General features: G+C 69.2%; 14 protein-coding genes. 9 read left to right on the forward strand and 5 right to left on the reverse strand.

Translation table 11 applies throughout. The features are described 5' to 3' along the window. Positions 1 to 3: 3 nt before the first annotated feature. On the reverse strand, positions 4 to 1,176 hold the full coding sequence (locus tag BWR60_RS27610) for an MFS transporter (RefSeq protein WP_088155053.1): 1,173 nt from the start codon (positions 1,174 to 1,176) through the stop codon (positions 4 to 6). Between the two features lie 139 nt (positions 1,177 to 1,315). On the opposite strand from BWR60_RS27610, the gene BWR60_RS27615 reads away from it, so the two are divergent. After that, positions 1,316 to 1,801 (forward strand): Lrp/AsnC family transcriptional regulator, encoded by a 486-nt coding sequence (locus tag BWR60_RS27615; RefSeq protein WP_088155077.1) that lies wholly within the window; start codon positions 1,316 to 1,318, stop codon positions 1,799 to 1,801. Here BWR60_RS27615 and BWR60_RS27620 read toward each other — a convergent pair. The 4 genes from BWR60_RS27620 to BWR60_RS27635 are packed head-to-tail and all read right to left on the reverse strand — an operon-like array spanning position 1,798 to position 5,606. After that, complete coding sequence (locus BWR60_RS27620) at positions 1,798 to 2,883, reverse strand: sulfate/molybdate ABC transporter ATP-binding protein (RefSeq protein WP_088155055.1); 1,086 nt, start codon at positions 2,881 to 2,883, stop codon at positions 1,798 to 1,800. The two genes, BWR60_RS27615 and BWR60_RS27620, sit on opposite strands and share 4 nt — an antisense overlap. After that, on the reverse strand, positions 2,883 to 3,773 hold the full coding sequence (gene cysW, locus BWR60_RS27625) for a sulfate ABC transporter permease subunit CysW (RefSeq protein ID WP_088155057.1): 891 nt from the start codon (positions 3,771 to 3,773) through the stop codon (positions 2,883 to 2,885). The genes BWR60_RS27620 and cysW overlap by 1 nt, the downstream gene beginning before the upstream one ends. Continuing rightward, the gene (gene cysT / locus BWR60_RS27630) at positions 3,761 to 4,564 is read right to left on the reverse strand and encodes a sulfate ABC transporter permease subunit CysT (RefSeq protein WP_230983203.1); all 804 of its coding nucleotides are present in this window, start codon (positions 4,562 to 4,564) and stop codon (positions 3,761 to 3,763) included. Before cysT ends, cysW begins: the two co-directional genes overlap by 13 nt. A gap of 34 nt (positions 4,565 to 4,598) precedes the next feature. Beyond that, complete coding sequence (locus tag BWR60_RS27635) at positions 4,599 to 5,606, reverse strand: sulfate ABC transporter substrate-binding protein (protein ID WP_429913043.1); 1,008 nt, start codon at positions 5,604 to 5,606, stop codon at positions 4,599 to 4,601. A gap of 309 nt (positions 5,607 to 5,915) precedes the next feature. Here BWR60_RS27635 and glpD point away from each other — a divergent pair, with 309 nt between their 5' ends. The 8 genes from glpD to BWR60_RS27680 form a co-directional block, all read left to right on the forward strand. Further along, complete coding sequence (gene glpD, locus BWR60_RS27640) at positions 5,916 to 7,427, forward strand: glycerol-3-phosphate dehydrogenase (protein WP_429913044.1); 1,512 nt, start codon at positions 5,916 to 5,918, stop codon at positions 7,425 to 7,427. After that, a complete protein-coding gene (locus tag BWR60_RS27645; RefSeq protein WP_088155063.1) occupies positions 7,424 to 8,506 on the forward strand; it encodes an ABC transporter ATP-binding protein in 1,083 nt (360 codons plus the stop codon). The genes glpD and BWR60_RS27645 overlap by 4 nt, the downstream gene beginning before the upstream one ends. Before the next feature lie 4 nt (positions 8,507 to 8,510). After that, positions 8,511 to 9,596 carry an ABC transporter ATP-binding protein gene (locus BWR60_RS27650; protein ID WP_088155065.1) on the forward strand — a complete coding sequence of 362 codons (1,086 nt, stop codon included), beginning with the start codon at positions 8,511 to 8,513 and terminating at the stop codon, positions 9,594 to 9,596. A gap of 3 nt (positions 9,597 to 9,599) precedes the next feature. Then, complete coding sequence (locus BWR60_RS27655; protein ID WP_088155067.1) at positions 9,600 to 10,472, forward strand: carbohydrate ABC transporter permease; 873 nt, start codon at positions 9,600 to 9,602, stop codon at positions 10,470 to 10,472. Further along, on the forward strand, positions 10,469 to 11,272 hold the full coding sequence (locus BWR60_RS27660) for a carbohydrate ABC transporter permease (RefSeq protein ID WP_088155069.1): 804 nt from the start codon (positions 10,469 to 10,471) through the stop codon (positions 11,270 to 11,272). The genes BWR60_RS27655 and BWR60_RS27660 overlap by 4 nt, the downstream gene beginning before the upstream one ends. 13 nt (positions 11,273 to 11,285) lie before the next feature. Next, entirely contained in the window at positions 11,286 to 11,612 is a 327-nt protein-coding gene (locus tag BWR60_RS27665) for a DUF2160 domain-containing protein (RefSeq protein WP_088155071.1), read from the forward strand. Positions 11,613 to 11,701: 89 nt separating this feature from the next. Continuing rightward, positions 11,702 to 13,492, forward strand: coding sequence for an ABC transporter substrate-binding protein (locus tag BWR60_RS27670; RefSeq protein WP_429913045.1), 1,791 nt, complete (start codon positions 11,702 to 11,704; stop codon positions 13,490 to 13,492). A 406-nt stretch (positions 13,493 to 13,898) separates the two neighbouring features. After that, the coding region (locus BWR60_RS27680) for a hypothetical protein (protein WP_218823710.1) at positions 13,899 to 14,364 on the forward strand (466 nt) is incomplete at its 3' end.

Here is a 14,364-nt window from a genome sequence, read left to right on the forward strand (position 1 = left end):
AGGTCAGGCCCGCCGATGGCAGCGGCGGGCGCTTCGGCCGGTGGCGAGGAGGGCCAGCAGCGCCGCCGACAGCAGCGCGGCGGTGATCCAGTGAAGGTCGTCCAGGGCAAGCCCCCGGGCCAGGGCGGCGCCGCCCAGACCGGCGCCGGTCGCCGCGCCGATATAGATGACGGAATGGTTGAGCGCGATCACCAGGGCGCTGCCGCCGGGCGCGAGGTCGATCAGGCGGGCCTGCTGGGGGGCGAAGGTGCCCCAGCCGGTGATCGACCAGATGGCCAGCGCCGGGGCCGTCATCCAGGCGGATTGCAGGCTGAGCCCCATCAGCGACTGGTTGACGGCCGCGATCGCAAGGCAGGCGGCGAGGGGGATCATCGCCCCGAAGCGGTCGACTAGGCGGCCGCCGCACTGGCTGCCGATCAGCCCGCCGATCCCGTAGACGGCAAACAGGATGACGGCGACGTGCGGCGCGAAGCGCTGCGACAGGATCGCGCCCAGATAGGTGTAGCTGGTCAGGTTGGCCGTGTTCCAGAGCAGGCTCGGCGCCAGGGCCAGCAGCACGCTCCGCTGCCGCAACGGCGCCAGGCGGGCGGCGTAGCCGGGCACGGCCGCGACAGCTTGTGTCTCCCGCGGCGGGCTGGCGGCCAGCACCGCGACCGCCGCGGCCGACAGCGCCGTGATCAGCCAGAACGTCATGCGCCACCCCAGGGCTTCGCCGATCGCGGTGCCGATCGGGACCCCGAACACGGCTGACGCGGTCAGCCCCAGCGCCACGGTGGCGATCGCCGCGCCCCTGCGATGCGGTTCCGCCTGGGACGCCGCCAGGGCGTAGGCGGTCGAGGTGTAGAGCGCCGCGACGGCGCCGGCGATTACGCGCATGGCCATCAGCGACCAATAGGCCGGCGCCGCTGCGCACAGCGCATTCGCCAGCGCGAAGATCGCCAGCGTGACGATGACGACCCGGACCTGCCGCAGCGCGGCCGTCAGCGGCACCAGCAGCGGCGCGGCGAGGGCGTAGGTCAGGGCATAGGCCGTGACCGTCTGCCCCGCCGCGTCGAGGTCGGTGCCGAACTGCGCCGCGATGGCCGGCAGGATGCCCGACACCACGAAGACGTCCGTGCCGATCGCGAAGGTTCCCAAAGCGAGAACCCAGATCCGGATGTCCCGTGCCTGCGCCATGCCTGAGCTCTCGTGCCACCGTGATCGCGAGTGTCTAGCACTCCCTCAGCAGGCAGGTCCTGTCGAACTATGCCAACAGGCTGTGCCACTGTGGCATGATCCGTCGCTATGGCGCCGGAAATTGGAGAAGCATGCCAAGATGGACCTCGATCCCATCGATATCAGGATCCTGCGCGAGCTTCAGGCGGATGGGCGGCTGACCAATGTCGAGCTGGCGGACAGGGCCGGCCTGTCGCCCTCGCCCTGCCTGAGGCGCGTCAAGGCGCTCGAGGCCGCCGGGGTCATCCGCGGCTATCACGCGGCGCTGGACCGGGAGGCGCTGGGCCTGGGCCTCACCGTCTTCGTCGGTGTCAAGGTCATGCACCGCCCCGCCGAGGCGACGCCGACCTTCTGGGAAGCCGTCCAGACCCTGCCGGAGGTGATCACCTGCCACCTGGTGTCCGGCGAGGCCGATTTTCTGCTCCAGGTCGTGGTGCCGGATCTGGCGGCGTATGAGCGGTTCCTGCTGGGGACGCTGCTGAAGCTGCCGGGCGTGACCGATGTGCGCAGCAACTTCGCGATCAAGGCGGTCAAGCCGGACGCGCGGCTGCCGCTGGGCCATCTGCCGTCCCCGGTCCGTGGCTAACGCTCGGCCGGGAAGACGAAGGGCGGCGGCAGGCGCAGGGTCAGCGGGTCGCCGACCGACACCGCCGGCAGGTCCGGGGCGTAGCGGTCGGCCTCGATCCGGATCGGATCGGGCGACAGCGGCGTCTCGGCCTCCACCGTCACCGTGGTGGCGCTGTGCAGCACCCGCCGGGCGGTGCCCGCCACCAGCCGGTCGTCGCCATGAGCTGATATGGGCGTCCCCGCCGGCAGCAGCCGGATGGCGCGCGGCCGGATGTCGGCAATGGCCTTGCTGCCGGCGGCCAGGCCGCGGGTGTCGGCCGGCAGGCGCAGCCCCGAGACCTCCACCGTGTTCGGCTCGGCCACGGTGCAGGGCAGGCGGTTGACGTCGCCGAGGAAGCTGGAGACGAAGGCGGTGGCCGGCGCGTCGACCAGGGCCGCCGGGCTGCCCTGCTGCTCGATCCGCCCGTCGCGCATCACCACCACCTGGTCGGCCAGCTCCAGCGCCTCCTCCTGGTCATGGGTGACGAACAGGCTGGTCAGGCCGGTGCGGTCGTGCAGTTCGCGCAGCCACACCCGCAGCTCCTTCCGCACCTTGGCGTCGAGCGCGCCGAACGGCTCGTCCAGCAGCAGCAATTTGGGCTCGATCGCCAGCGCCCGGGCCAGCGCGACCCGCTGGCGCTGGCCGCCGGACAGCTGGCGTGGGAAGCGGCGGCCCAGCCCGGGCAGATGCACCAGGGTCAGCAGCTCCTCAACCCTTCGCTGGATCTCCGCCTTCGCCGGCCGGGTGTCGCCGGGCCGCACCTGCAGGCCGAAGGCGATGTTGCCGAACACCGTCATGTGCCGGAACAGGGCGTAGTGCTGGAACACGAAGCCGATGCGGCGGCGCCGCGGCGGCACGGCGGCGATGTCGGCGCCGTCGACCAGGATCTGCCCGGCATCCGCCCGCTCCAGCCCCGCCACGATGCGCAGCAGCGTGGTCTTGCCCGAGCCGGACGGGCCGAGCAGGGCGACGAAAGCGCGGTCCGGCACCTCCAGCTCGATGCCGTCGAGTGCTGCGACCGGGCCGAAGCGCTTGGTCAGGCCATGGATGGCGATCGGCATCAGCTCTCCGCGGACTCAGTGCGGTCCGATCGGAACCGCCATTCGAGCAGGGTCTTCAGCACCAGCGTCACCAGCGCCAGCCCGGCCAGCAGCGAGGCCACGGCGAAGGCGCCGACGAAATTGTACTCGTTGTAGAGGATCTCGACCTGCAGCGGCATGGTGTTGGTCTGGCCGCGGATATGGCCGGAGACGACCGAGACGGCGCCGAACTCGCCCATCGCCCGGGCGTTGCACAGCAGCACGCCGTACAGCAGCGCCCATTTGACGTTGGGCAGCGTCACCCGGAAGAAGGTCTGCAGGCCGCTGGCGCCCAGCAGCACCGCCGCCTCCTCCTCATCCGTGCCCTGCTCCTGCATCAGCGGGATCAGCTCGCGCGCCACGAAGGGCAGGGTGACGAAGATGGTGGCGATCACCAGCCCGGCGACGGTGAAGATCACCCGGATGCCATGCGCCTCCAGGAATGGCCCGAACCAGCCATTGGCGCCGAACAGCAGCACATAGATCAGGCCCGAGATCACCGGCGAGACCGAGAAGGGCAGGTCGACGAAGGTGGTCAGCAGGCTCTTGCCCGGGAACTCGAACTTGGCGATGGCCCAGGCGGTGGCCAGGCCGAAGATCGTGTTCAGCGGCACGGCGATGGCGGCGACCGTCAGGGTCAGGCGGATCGCCGCCAGCGACTCCTCGCTGCCGATGCCCTCGAGATACGCGTCGACGCCCTTGCGCAGCGCCTCGGTCAGCACCACCGCCAGCGGCAGCACCAGGAACAGGACGAGGAAGACCACGGCGATCGCGATCAGGGCCAGGCGGATGCCCAGCGGCTCCTCCCACGGCCTGTCGGCGGGCTTCAGCCGGGTGCGCGCGGCCGCGAGCGTGCGGGTCAGTCCGCCCATTTGCGGCTCCAGCGCTGCAGCAGGTTGACCACCAGGATGATGACGAAGGCGGCCAGCAGCATCACCGACCCGATGGTGGCGGCGCCGGCATAGTCGTACTCCTCCAGCCGGATCACGATCAGCAGCGGCGCGATCTCCGACACGCCCGGGATATTGCCGGCGATGAAGATGACCGAGCCGTATTCGCCGACCGCGCGGGCGAAGGCCAGGATGAAGCCGGTCAGGATCGCCGGCGACAGCAGCGGCAGCACCACCCGCCACACCACCTGCCAGCGCCGGGCGCCGAGGGTGGCGGCGGCCTCCTCGATCTCGCGGTCGAGATCCTCCAGCACCGGCTCGACCGTCCGCACCACGAAGGGCAGGCCGATGAAGACCAGGGCGATGAAGATGCCGGGCGGGCCGAAGGCGGCCTTGATCCCGATGTCCATCAAGGGCCCGCCGAGCCAGCCCTTGGGCGAGTACAGCGAGGCCAGCGCGATGCCCGCCACCGCCGTCGGCAGGGCGAAGGGCAGGTCGATCAGCGCATTCATCAGCGGCCGGCCCCAGAAGCGGTAGCGCGTCACCACCCAGGCCACCAGCGTGCCGAACACGACGTTGACCGCCGCGGCGGCCAGGGCCAGGCCGAAGCTGATCTTCAGCGCCGCCAGGGTGCGCGGCGAGGACACCACCCGCCAGACGCCCTCGACCCCCAGCTCCCATGGCCGGATGACCAGCGCCGCCAGCGGCAGCAGGACCAGCAGCGCCAGATAGGTGAGCGAGAAGCCCAGGGTCAGCCCGAATCCCGGCAGCACGCCGACATGGCGCGCCGCCGGTGGCGGGCTCTCCCTAGCCCTTTCGGTAGATCTGATCGAAGGTGCCGCCATCCGAGAAATGCGTCTTCTGTGCTTTCTGCCAACCACCGAACAGGGGGTCGTCGATGGTGAACAGGTTAACAGCGGGGAAGGCGTCCTTGTACTTCGCCGCGACCTCGGGCGAGCGCGGGCGGTAGAAGTTCTTGGCCGCCAGCTCCTGCCCCTCGGGCGAGTACAGGAATTCGAGATAGGCCTGGGCCACGGCGCGGGTGCCGCGGGCGTCGACCACCTTGTCGACCACGGCGACCGACGGCTCGGCCAGGATCGAGACCGACGGCACGACGATGTCGAACTCGTCCGGCCCCAGCTCCTTCACCGCCAGGAAGGCCTCGTTCTCCCAGGCGATCAGCACGTCGCCGATGCCGCGCTGGACGAAGGTGGTGGTGGAGCCGCGGGCGCCGGTGTCCAGCACCGGGACGTTGGCGTAGATCTTCTGCACGAAGTCCTTGGCCGTCTGCTCGCTGCCGCCGGGCTGCTTCAGCGCATAGCCCCAGGCGGCGAGGTAGTTCCAGCGCGCCCCCCCCGAGGTCTTCGGGTTCGGGGTGATCACCTGGACGCCGTCCTTGGCCAGGTCGGGCCAGTCCTTGATCCCCAGCGGGTTGCCCTTGCGCACCAGGAACACGATGGTCGAGGTGTAGGGCGCGCTGTTGTCCGGCAGGCGCTTGACCCAGTCCTTGTCGATCAGCCCCTTATTGGCGATGGCATCGACGTCATAGGCCAGTGCCAGGGTGACGACGTCGGCCTGCAGCCCGTCGATCACCGAGCGCGCCTGGGCGCCGGAGCCGCCATGCGAGGCCTCGATGGTGAGGGTGTCGCCGGTCTTCGCCTTCCACTGCTCGGCGAAGGCGGCGTTGACCTGCTTGTACAGCTCGCGCGTCGGGTCGTAGGAGACGTTGAGCAGCTTGATGTCGGCCGCATGCGCCGTGGCCGAAGCCAGCGCGATGGCCGCCGCGGCCAGCAGCCGAGTGGTCATGATCCGCATGACTCGACCTCCGATGTTCCTTGGGTTGGGGGCATGTGGCGGCGTCGCGCACAGTAAGGCGGGGAACCGCGGCGAACGCAATCTCTATTTCACATCAAATACCATCGATCGTCTGGTGAGTTTTACATCATCCACCAGATATTTAGATGTTCGCCTCATTCGTTTTCGCACATGCGAAGTCCGATGCAGACGAAATCCTGCGCATTTCCGGCGAATTCCGATTGCATCGGACCCGGACCGCAGGCAGATTTTCGTTTACGAAGATCGAAAGCGGCGCGGCCGCAAGCAGAGGCAGGAAACGTGACAGAGGTGTACGACCTCCTGGTCATCGGCGGCGGCGTCAATGGCGTCGGCATCGCACGCGACGCGGTGGGGCGCGGCCTGTCCGTCCTGCTCTGCGAGAAGGCGGATTTGGCCGGGGCCACGTCCTCGGCCTCGACCAAGCTGATCCATGGCGGCTTGCGCTATCTCGAATATTACGAGTTCCGGCTGGTGCGCGAGGCGCTGATGGAGCGCGAGGTGCTGCTGCGCGCGGCGCCGCACATCATCCGCCCGCTGCGATTCGTGCTGCCGCATGACCGGTCGATGCGGCCGGCCTGGATGGTGCGCATCGGCCTGTTCCTCTACGACCATCTCGGCGGCCGCAAGATCCTGCCGGCCAGCCGCGGCCTGCGGCTGCGCGGCGGCCCGATCGGCCGGGTGCTGAAGCCGCATCTGACGCGCGGTTTCGAATATTCCGACTGCTGGGTCGACGACGCCCGCATGGTGGCGCTGGCGGCGCTGGACGCGAAGGAGCGCGGCGCCGAGATCCTGACCCGCACCGCCTGCGTCGCCGCCCGGCGCGAGAACGGGCTGTGGGCGGCGACGCTGCGGGGGGCCGACGGCGGCGAGCGCCAGGTCTCGGCCCGCGGCCTGGTCAATGCCGGCGGCCCCTGGGTCAAGCATGTGCTGCACGACACGGTCGGCCTGCCGGGCGCCAGCCGGGTGCGGCTGGTCAAGGGCAGCCACATCGTGGTGCCGAAGCTCTACGATGGGCCCGAGGCCTTCATCCTGCAGAATGACGACCGGCGCATCGTCTTCGTCATCCCCTATGAGGGCAAGTTCTCGCTGATCGGCACCACCGACCTCGACTACCAGGGCGACCCGGCCTGCGTCGGCATCACGGCGGAGGAGACGGCGTATCTGTGCGAGGCGGTGGGCCGCTGCTTCGCCGCCGGCCCGACCCCGGACGACGTGGTCTGGAGCTATGCCGGCGTGCGGCCGCTCTACGATGACGGGTCGTCCAGCGCGTCGGAGGCGACGCGGGACTATGTGCTGGAGCTGGACGCGCCGGAGGGCCAGGCGCCGGCCCTGTCGGTGTTCGGCGGCAAGATCACCACCTTCCGCCGCCTGTCCGAGCACGCGCTGGAGAAGCTGGCGCCGGTCATGGGCATCAAGGGCGCGCCCTGGACCGCGTCGGCGCCGCTTCCCGGCGGCGACATCCCGGACGCCGATTTCGAGGGCTTCCTGGTCAAGCTGCGCGCCGCCCGGCCCTGGCTGCCGGAGCCGCTGGCCCGCCGCCTGGCCCGCGCCTACGGCACCCGGGTCGACCGGCTGCTGGGCGAGGCGCAAACCCTGGAGGATCTCGGCCGCGATTTCGGCGCCGGGCTGACCGAGGCCGAGCTGGACTATCTGGTCGACCAGGAATGGGCGCGCACCGCCGAGGACGTGCTGTGGCGCCGGTCGAAGCTGGGGCTGCACATCCCCGCCGATGCCCACGGCGCGATCGACGACTGGCTCAGGGCCCGCAATTCCCGTGCCGAGGAAAGGGCCGCGTCGTGACGCTCGTTCTCGAAGGCGTGACCAGGGATGTCGGGGCGGAGACGCATATCCACCCGCTCGACCTGACCCTGGAGCCGGGGACGCTGACCGTGCTGCTGGGCCGCACCCAGGCGGGCAAGACCACGCTGATGCGGCTGATGGCGGGGCTGGAACGGCCGAGCCGGGGCCGCGTCCTGGCCGATGGCCGCGACGTCACCGGCACCTCGGTGCGCAACCGCGACGTCGCCATGGTCTACCAGCAGTTCATCAACTACCCGTCGAAGACGGTCTACGACAACATCGCGTCGCCGCTGCGCCTCAAGGGCCTCGGCCGGGCCGAGATCGACCGCAAGGTGCGCGAGACCGCTTCGATGCTGCGCATCGACCGGTTCCTGGAGCGGCTGCCGGGCGAGCTGTCGGGCGGCCAGCAGCAGCGCACCGCGATCGCCCGCGCCCTGGTCAAGGATGCCGGGCTGCTGCTGCTGGACGAGCCGCTGGTCAATCTCGACTACAAGCTGCGCGAGGAGCTGCGGGCCGAGCTGTCGGAGATCTTCCGCCGCGGCAGGTCGGTCGTGGTCTACGCCACCACCGAGCCGGCCGAGGCGCTGATCCTGGGCGGCCGCACCGTCGTGCTGGACGAGGGGCGGCTGCTGCAGGAAGGCCCGACGGTCGAGGTGTTCCAGCGCCCGGCCTCGACCAAGGTGGCCGAGGTGTTCAGCGACCCGCCGATGAACATCGGCCCCGCCGAGGTGGCGGACGGTGCATTGCGCCTGGCGGGCGGCGTCTCGGTGCCGCTGGCCGGGCATCTGGCCGGCCTGGCGGCCGGGCCCTGCACCATCGGCCTGCGGCCGGGCCATCTGCGCCTCGGCGCCGCCGGCCCGGGCGAGGCCTCGGTGACCGCGCCGGTCGAACTGGCGGAGATCAGCGGGTCGGAGACCTATGTGCATTTCCATTTCGGTGGCCGGCCCTGGGTGGCGCAGCAGCCCGGCGTGCAGAAATATCCGTTGGGCGAGCCGGTGACGGTCGCGGTCGACCCCGCCCGCATCTACGTCTTCGACCCGGCCGGGCGGCTCGCCGCCGCGCCGGCCCGGGGCAGGTGACAGCATGGCCCGCATCGACCTCAAGGCCCTGGCGCACAGCTACAAGCCGAACCCGACGGATCCGGCGGACTATGCGCTGCGGCCGATGGACATGGTCTGGCAGAGCGGCCGCGCCTATGCGCTGCTCGGGCCGTCCGGCTGCGGCAAGACCACGCTCTTGAACATCATCTCCGGCCTGGTGACGCCCAGCCAGGGCCAGATCCTGTTCGACGGCCGCGACGTCACCCAGGCGTCGCCGGAGCAGCGCAACATCGCCCAGGTGTTCCAGTTCCCGGTGGTCTACGACACCATGACGGTGGCCGAGAACCTGGCCTTCCCGCTGCGCAACCGGAAGCTGCCCAAGCCCGAGATCGACGCCCGCGTCGCCGAGGTCGCCGAGATGCTGGAGCTGACGCCGGTGCTGAAGCGCCGCGCCCGCGGCCTGGACGCCGACCAGAAGCAGAAGATCTCGCTGGGCCGCGGCTTGGTGCGCAAGGACGTCGCCGCCATCCTGTTCGACGAGCCGCTGACCGTCATCGACCCGCATCTGAAATGGCAGCTCCGGCGCAAGCTGAAGGAGGTGCACGAGCAGGTGCGGACCAGCCTGATCTACGTCACCCACGACCAGCTCGAGGCGCTGACCTTCGCCGACGAGGTGATCGTGATGTATGACGGCCAGGTGGTGCAGCTGGGCACCCCGCAGGACCTGTTCGAGCGGCCGGCCCACACCTTCGTCGGCTATTTCATCGGCAGCCCCGGCATCAACCTCTTGCCCTGCGTCGTCGACCAGGGCGACGCGGTGATCGAGGGCGGCCGCATCCCGCTGTCGGCCTCGGCACGGCAGGGGGCGGAGGCCTTCCTGGCCAACGGCGCCGGCACGCTGGAACTCGGCATCCGGCCGGAGTTCCTGGAGGTCGCGGACAGCGGCGTGCCCGCCACGGTGACCGGGGTCGAGGATCTGGGCACGCATCTGATCGTCACGCTGCGGCTGGGCCCGGCGACGGTGAAGGCCAAGCTGGCCGAGGGCCACGGGGTCACCGGCGACACCGCGTTCCTGCGCTTCCCGCCGGAGCGCACCCTTCTCTATGCCGACGGCAGGCTGGTGGGCTGAGCCATGGACAAGACACGCAACAACGCCGCCTGGTTCCTGGTCGTCCCGGTCGTGCTGCTGGTGGCGTTCAGCGCCATCATCCCGCTGATGACGGTCGTGAACTATTCGGTGCAGGACATCTTCGGCCCCGGCCAGGGGGTGTTCGTCGGCACCGAATGGTTCGAGCAGGTGCTGCAGGACGACCGGCTGCAGGCGGCGCTGGGCCGGCAGCTGATCTTCAGCTTCTGCGTGCTGCTGATCGAGATCCCGCTCGGTGTGCTGGTGGCGCTGTGCATGCCTGCGCGCGGCTGGGCCGTGTCGGTCACCCTCGTCGTGCTGGCGTTGCCGCTGCTGATTCCCTGGAACGTGGTCGGCACCATCTGGCAGATCTTCGCCCGGCCCGACATCGGCCTGGCCGGCGTGCTGATCAACCGCCTGGGCATCGACTACAACTACACCGGCGACCCGTTCGACGCCTGGATCACCGTGCTGGTGATGGATGTCTGGCACTGGACGTCGCTGGTCGCGCTGCTGGGCTATGCCGGCCTGCGCTCGATCCCCGACGCCTTCTACCAGGCGGCGCGGATCGACGGCGCCTCGCGCTGGGCGGTGTTCCGCTACATCCAGCTGCCGAAGATGATGGGCGTGCTGCTGATCGCGGTGCTGCTGCGCTTCATGGACAGCTTCATGATCTACACCGAGCCCTTCGTCCTGACCGGCGGCGGGCCCGGCAACGCCACCACCTTCCTGAGCCAGGAGCTGACCAAGATGGCGGTCGGCCAGTTCGACCTCGGGCCGGCGGCGGCGTTCTCGATCATCTACTTCCTGATCATCCTCCTGTTCTCCTGGCTGTTCTACACGGTCATCACCAATCTCGGGAAAGCCGACGCGTCATGAACCGCCGCACCCGTGCCGTCATCCTGATCGCGTACATGGTCTTCCTGGCCCTGCCGATCTATTGGCTGGTCAGCATGTCGCTGAAGCAGAACCAGGAGATCCTGTCCGGCTTCACGCTGTTCCCGCAGAGCATCACCTTCGCCAACTACGCCACCATCTTCACCGACCAGTCCTGGTATTCGGGCTACATTCACTCGATCACCTATGTGCTGATGAACATGGTGATCTCGGTGCTGGTGGCGCTGCCGGCGGCCTATGCCTTCAGCCGGTACCGCTTCGTCGGCGACACGCACATGTTCTTCTGGCTGCTGTCGAACCGGATGTCGCCGCCGGCGGTGTTCCTGCTGCCCTTCTTCCAGCTCTACTCCGCCTTCGGGCTGGTCGACACGCCCTATGCCGTGGCGCTGGCGCATTGCCTGTTCAACGTGCCGCTGGCGGTGTGGATCCTGGAAGGCTTCATGTCCGGCGTGCCGAAGGAGATCGACGAGACCGCCTATATCGACGGCTACTCCTTCCCGCGCTTCTTCCTGACCATCTTCGTGCCGCTGATCCGCGGCGGCATCGGCGTCACCGCCTTCTTCTGCTTCATGTTCTCCTGGGTCGAGCTGCTGCTGGCCCGGACCCTGACCTCGGTCGAGGCGAAGCCGATCGCCGCCACCATGACCCGCACGGTCAGCGCCGCCGGCATGGACTGGTCGCTCTTGGCCGCCGCCGGCGTGCTGACCATCGTGCCCGGCGCGATCGTGATCTGGTTCGTCCGCAACTACATCGCCAAGGGCTTCGCCCTGGGCCGGGTGTGAGGAGGACGCCGGGATGGAGGGGATTCTCGACACCTTGGACGCGCCGATCGCCTGGCTGGGCAAGAACTTCGCCTGGATGGCCTGGACGGCACCGACCGCGTGGTTCTTCACCGGCATCGCCCTGATCCTGGTGGGAATGACGGTCTGGCAGGTCGCCGCGCCCTCGGTGCCGCGGCGCGGGCTGCTGCCGTTGACGACCACCCGCGGCGACCGGCTGTTCATCGGCCTCCTGGGCGCCGCCTACATCCATCTCGCCTGGATCGGGCTGGCCTCGGGCAGCCTCTGGTACGGCTTCGCGATCGCCGTGGCGTGGATGATCGCGGTGATGCGGTTCGGATGAGCTGACGCGGGTTCCGGACCGGCCCCGGCCAACGGGGCAGGGACGTTCTGGTTCAACATCTGTCAAGACGGGGAGAGATCATGACCAAGATGCTGCACGGGCCGGGCGGGTTCCCGGTCCACCGCCGCGACCTGCTGCGCGGCGCCTCGGCCCTCGGCGCCGGTATGGCCTTCACCGGGGCCCTGCCGGGCTTCGCCCGCCGCGCCTTCGCGGCGACGGCGGAGGAGCTGACCGCCAACGCCAAGAAGTGGATCGACACCGAGTTCCAGCCCTCGACGCTGTCCAAGGACGAGCAGCTGAAGGAGATGGAGTTCTTCATCAAGGCGGCGGAGCCGTTCCGCGGCATGGACATCAACGTGGTGTCGGAGACGATCACCACCCATGAATACGAGTCGAAGACGCTGGCCCGCGCCTTCTCCGAGATCACCGGCATCAACCTGAAGCACGATTTGATTCAGGAAGGCGACGTGATCGAGAAGCTGCAGACGCAGATGCAGTCGGGCCAGAACATCTACGACGCCTATGTCAACGACAGCGACCTGATCGGCACCCATTTCCGCTATGGCCAGGCCGTGCCGCTGTCCGACTTCATGTCCGGCGACGGCAAGGATTTCACCCTGCCGACGCTCGATGTCGACGACTTCATGGGCAAGAGCTTCACCACCGCCCCTGACGGCAAGCTGTACCAGATCCCGGACCAGCAGTTCGCCAACCTGTACTGGTTCCGCTACGACTGGTTCACCGACCCGAAGCTGCAGGAGCAGTTCAAGGCCGCCTACGGCTACGACCTGGGCGTGCCGCTGAACTGGTCGGCCTATGAGGACATCGCCGACTTCTTCACCAACAAGGTGAAGGAGATCAACGGCGTCCGCGTCTGGGGCCACATGGATTACGGCAAGAAGGACCCGTCGCTGGGCTGGCGTTTCACCGATGCCTGGCTGTCGATGGCCGGCGCCGGCGACAAGGGCATCCCGAACGGCCTGCCGGTCGACGAATGGGGCATCCGGGTCGAGGGCTGCCGCCCCGCCGGCTCCAGCGTCACCCGTGGCGGCGACACCAACGGCCCGGCCTCGGTGTACGCGCTGACCAAGTACATCGAGTGGCTGAAGAAGTACGCCCCGCCCGAGGCGGCCGGCATGACCTTCTCCGAGGCCGGACCGGTGCCGGGCCAGGGCAACATCGCCCAGCAGATCTTCTGGTACACCGCCTTCACCGCCGACCTGGCCAAGCCCGGCCTGCCGGTGGTGAACGAGGACGGCACGCCGAAATGGCGCATGGCGCCCTCGCCGCATGGCCCGTACTGGGAAGAGGGGATGAAGCTGGGCTACCAGGATTGCGGCTCCTGGACCCTGCTGAAGAGCACGCCGAAGGAACGGCAGCAGGCGGCTTGGCTGTACGCCCAGTTCTGCATCTGCAAATCGACCTCGCTGAAGAAGCTGCAGGTCGGCCTGACCCCGATCCGCGACAGCGACATCCGCTCCAAGGCGATGGACGAGATGGCGCCGAAGCTGGGCGGGCTGGTCGAGTTCTACCGCAGCCCCGCGCGCGTCGCCTGGACCCCGACCGGCACCAACGTTCCCGACTATCCGCGGCTGGCGCAACTGTGGTGGCAGAACGTGGCCGAGGCGGTGACCGGCGAGGTCACGCCGCAGCAGGCGATGGACAACCTGGCCAAGCAGCAGGACCAGGTGCTGGCGCGGCTGGAGCGGGCCGGCAATCTCGGCGATTGCGGGCCGAAGCTGAACGAGGAGAAGACCGCCCAGGAGTGGTTCGACGCCCCCGGCGCGCCGAAGCCGAAGCTGGAGAACGAGAAGGAGAAGGGCCAGACCGTGGCCTATGACAGCCTGCTGCAGGCCTGGAAGGAAGGGAAGGTTCGCTGACGGCATAGGTCGGGTTCGCCGCGAGGCGAACCCGACGTCCTCAGAACGGCGTCATCGCGAGCCCGGAGGGCGTGGCGATCCAGCCCGGCGCCTGCCGCGCCGGTTAAGGTCACACAATGTTCATTGCGCCGCTCCGCGATTATGTTCATGATACGTTCCATGAAGACGGCGCCACAGGATCTCGACGTCCAGGCCTACTGCCGCAGCCTCGCGCTGCAGCAGATCGAGATGCTGTCCCGCCTGGCCGAGATCGCCATGCAGCTCGCCGAGGCCGAGGGCGCCCGCGCCGTCGCCGCCCAGGCCCGCGCCGTGGCGCCCAGGGNGATCCAGCCCGGCGCCTGCCGCGCCGGTTAAGGTCACACAATGTTCATTGCGCCGCTCCGCGATTATGTTCATGATACGTTCCATGAAGACGGCACCCCAGGATCTCGACGTCCAGGCCTACTGCCGCAGCCTCGCGCTGCAGCAGATCGAGATGCTGTCCCGCCTGGCCGAGATCGCCATGCAGCTCGCCGAGGCCGAGGGCGCCCGCGCCGTCGCCGCCCAGGCCCGCGCCGTGGCGCCCAGGGCCGACGAGGCCGCGGTGCAGGCGGCGAGGGCCGAGGCGCAGGAGGCCGGCATGGCCTTCAGCCGCTTCTCCCGCTCCGTCCAGCGCTCCCTGCTGCTGCGCAGCCGCGCCGCCGCCGACCTCTGCGCCGGCGACAAGGCCGATCGCCGCGCCCGACGCGCCCGCCAGCGCATCCATGTCACCGACGCCCTCGATGCCCTGGTCTGGGACCCGGAGCTGCCGGCCGGGCCGCACGACAGGACCGGGGCGCGCATCGCCGAGCTGCATGAGGGGATCGCCGCGCTCTACGAGGACGAGGACAACC

It is taken from the genome of Inquilinus limosus, from assembly GCF_002195995.1.
Classification (GTDB): domain Bacteria; phylum Pseudomonadota; class Alphaproteobacteria; order DSM-16000; family Inquilinaceae; genus Inquilinus; species Inquilinus limosus_C.

Bases quoted from the DNA above. Each gene is read 5' to 3' on its own strand.
- BWR60_RS27610 (WP_088155053.1), bottom strand. From the start codon at position 1,176: ATGGCGCAGGCACGGGACATCCGGATCTGGGTTCTCGCTTTGGGAACC.
- BWR60_RS27615 (WP_088155077.1), top strand. From the start codon at position 1,316: ATGGACCTCGATCCCATCGATATCAGGATCCTGCGCGAGCTTCAGGCG.
- BWR60_RS27620 (WP_088155055.1), bottom strand. From the start codon at position 2,883: ATGCCGATCGCCATCCATGGCCTGACCAAGCGCTTCGGCCCGGTCGCA.
- cysW (WP_088155057.1), bottom strand. From the start codon at position 3,773: ATGGGCGGACTGACCCGCACGCTCGCGGCCGCGCGCACCCGGCTGAAG.
- BWR60_RS27635 (WP_429913043.1), bottom strand. From the start codon at position 5,606: ATGCGGATCATGACCACTCGGCTGCTGGCCGCGGCGGCCATCGCGCTG.
- BWR60_RS27650 (WP_088155065.1), top strand. From the start codon at position 8,511: ATGGCCCGCATCGACCTCAAGGCCCTGGCGCACAGCTACAAGCCGAAC.
- BWR60_RS27655 (WP_088155067.1), top strand. From the start codon at position 9,600: ATGGACAAGACACGCAACAACGCCGCCTGGTTCCTGGTCGTCCCGGTC.
- BWR60_RS27660 (WP_088155069.1), top strand. From the start codon at position 10,469: ATGAACCGCCGCACCCGTGCCGTCATCCTGATCGCGTACATGGTCTTC.
- BWR60_RS27665 (WP_088155071.1), top strand. From the start codon at position 11,286: ATGGAGGGGATTCTCGACACCTTGGACGCGCCGATCGCCTGGCTGGGC.
- BWR60_RS27670 (WP_429913045.1), top strand. From the start codon at position 11,702: ATGCTGCACGGGCCGGGCGGGTTCCCGGTCCACCGCCGCGACCTGCTG.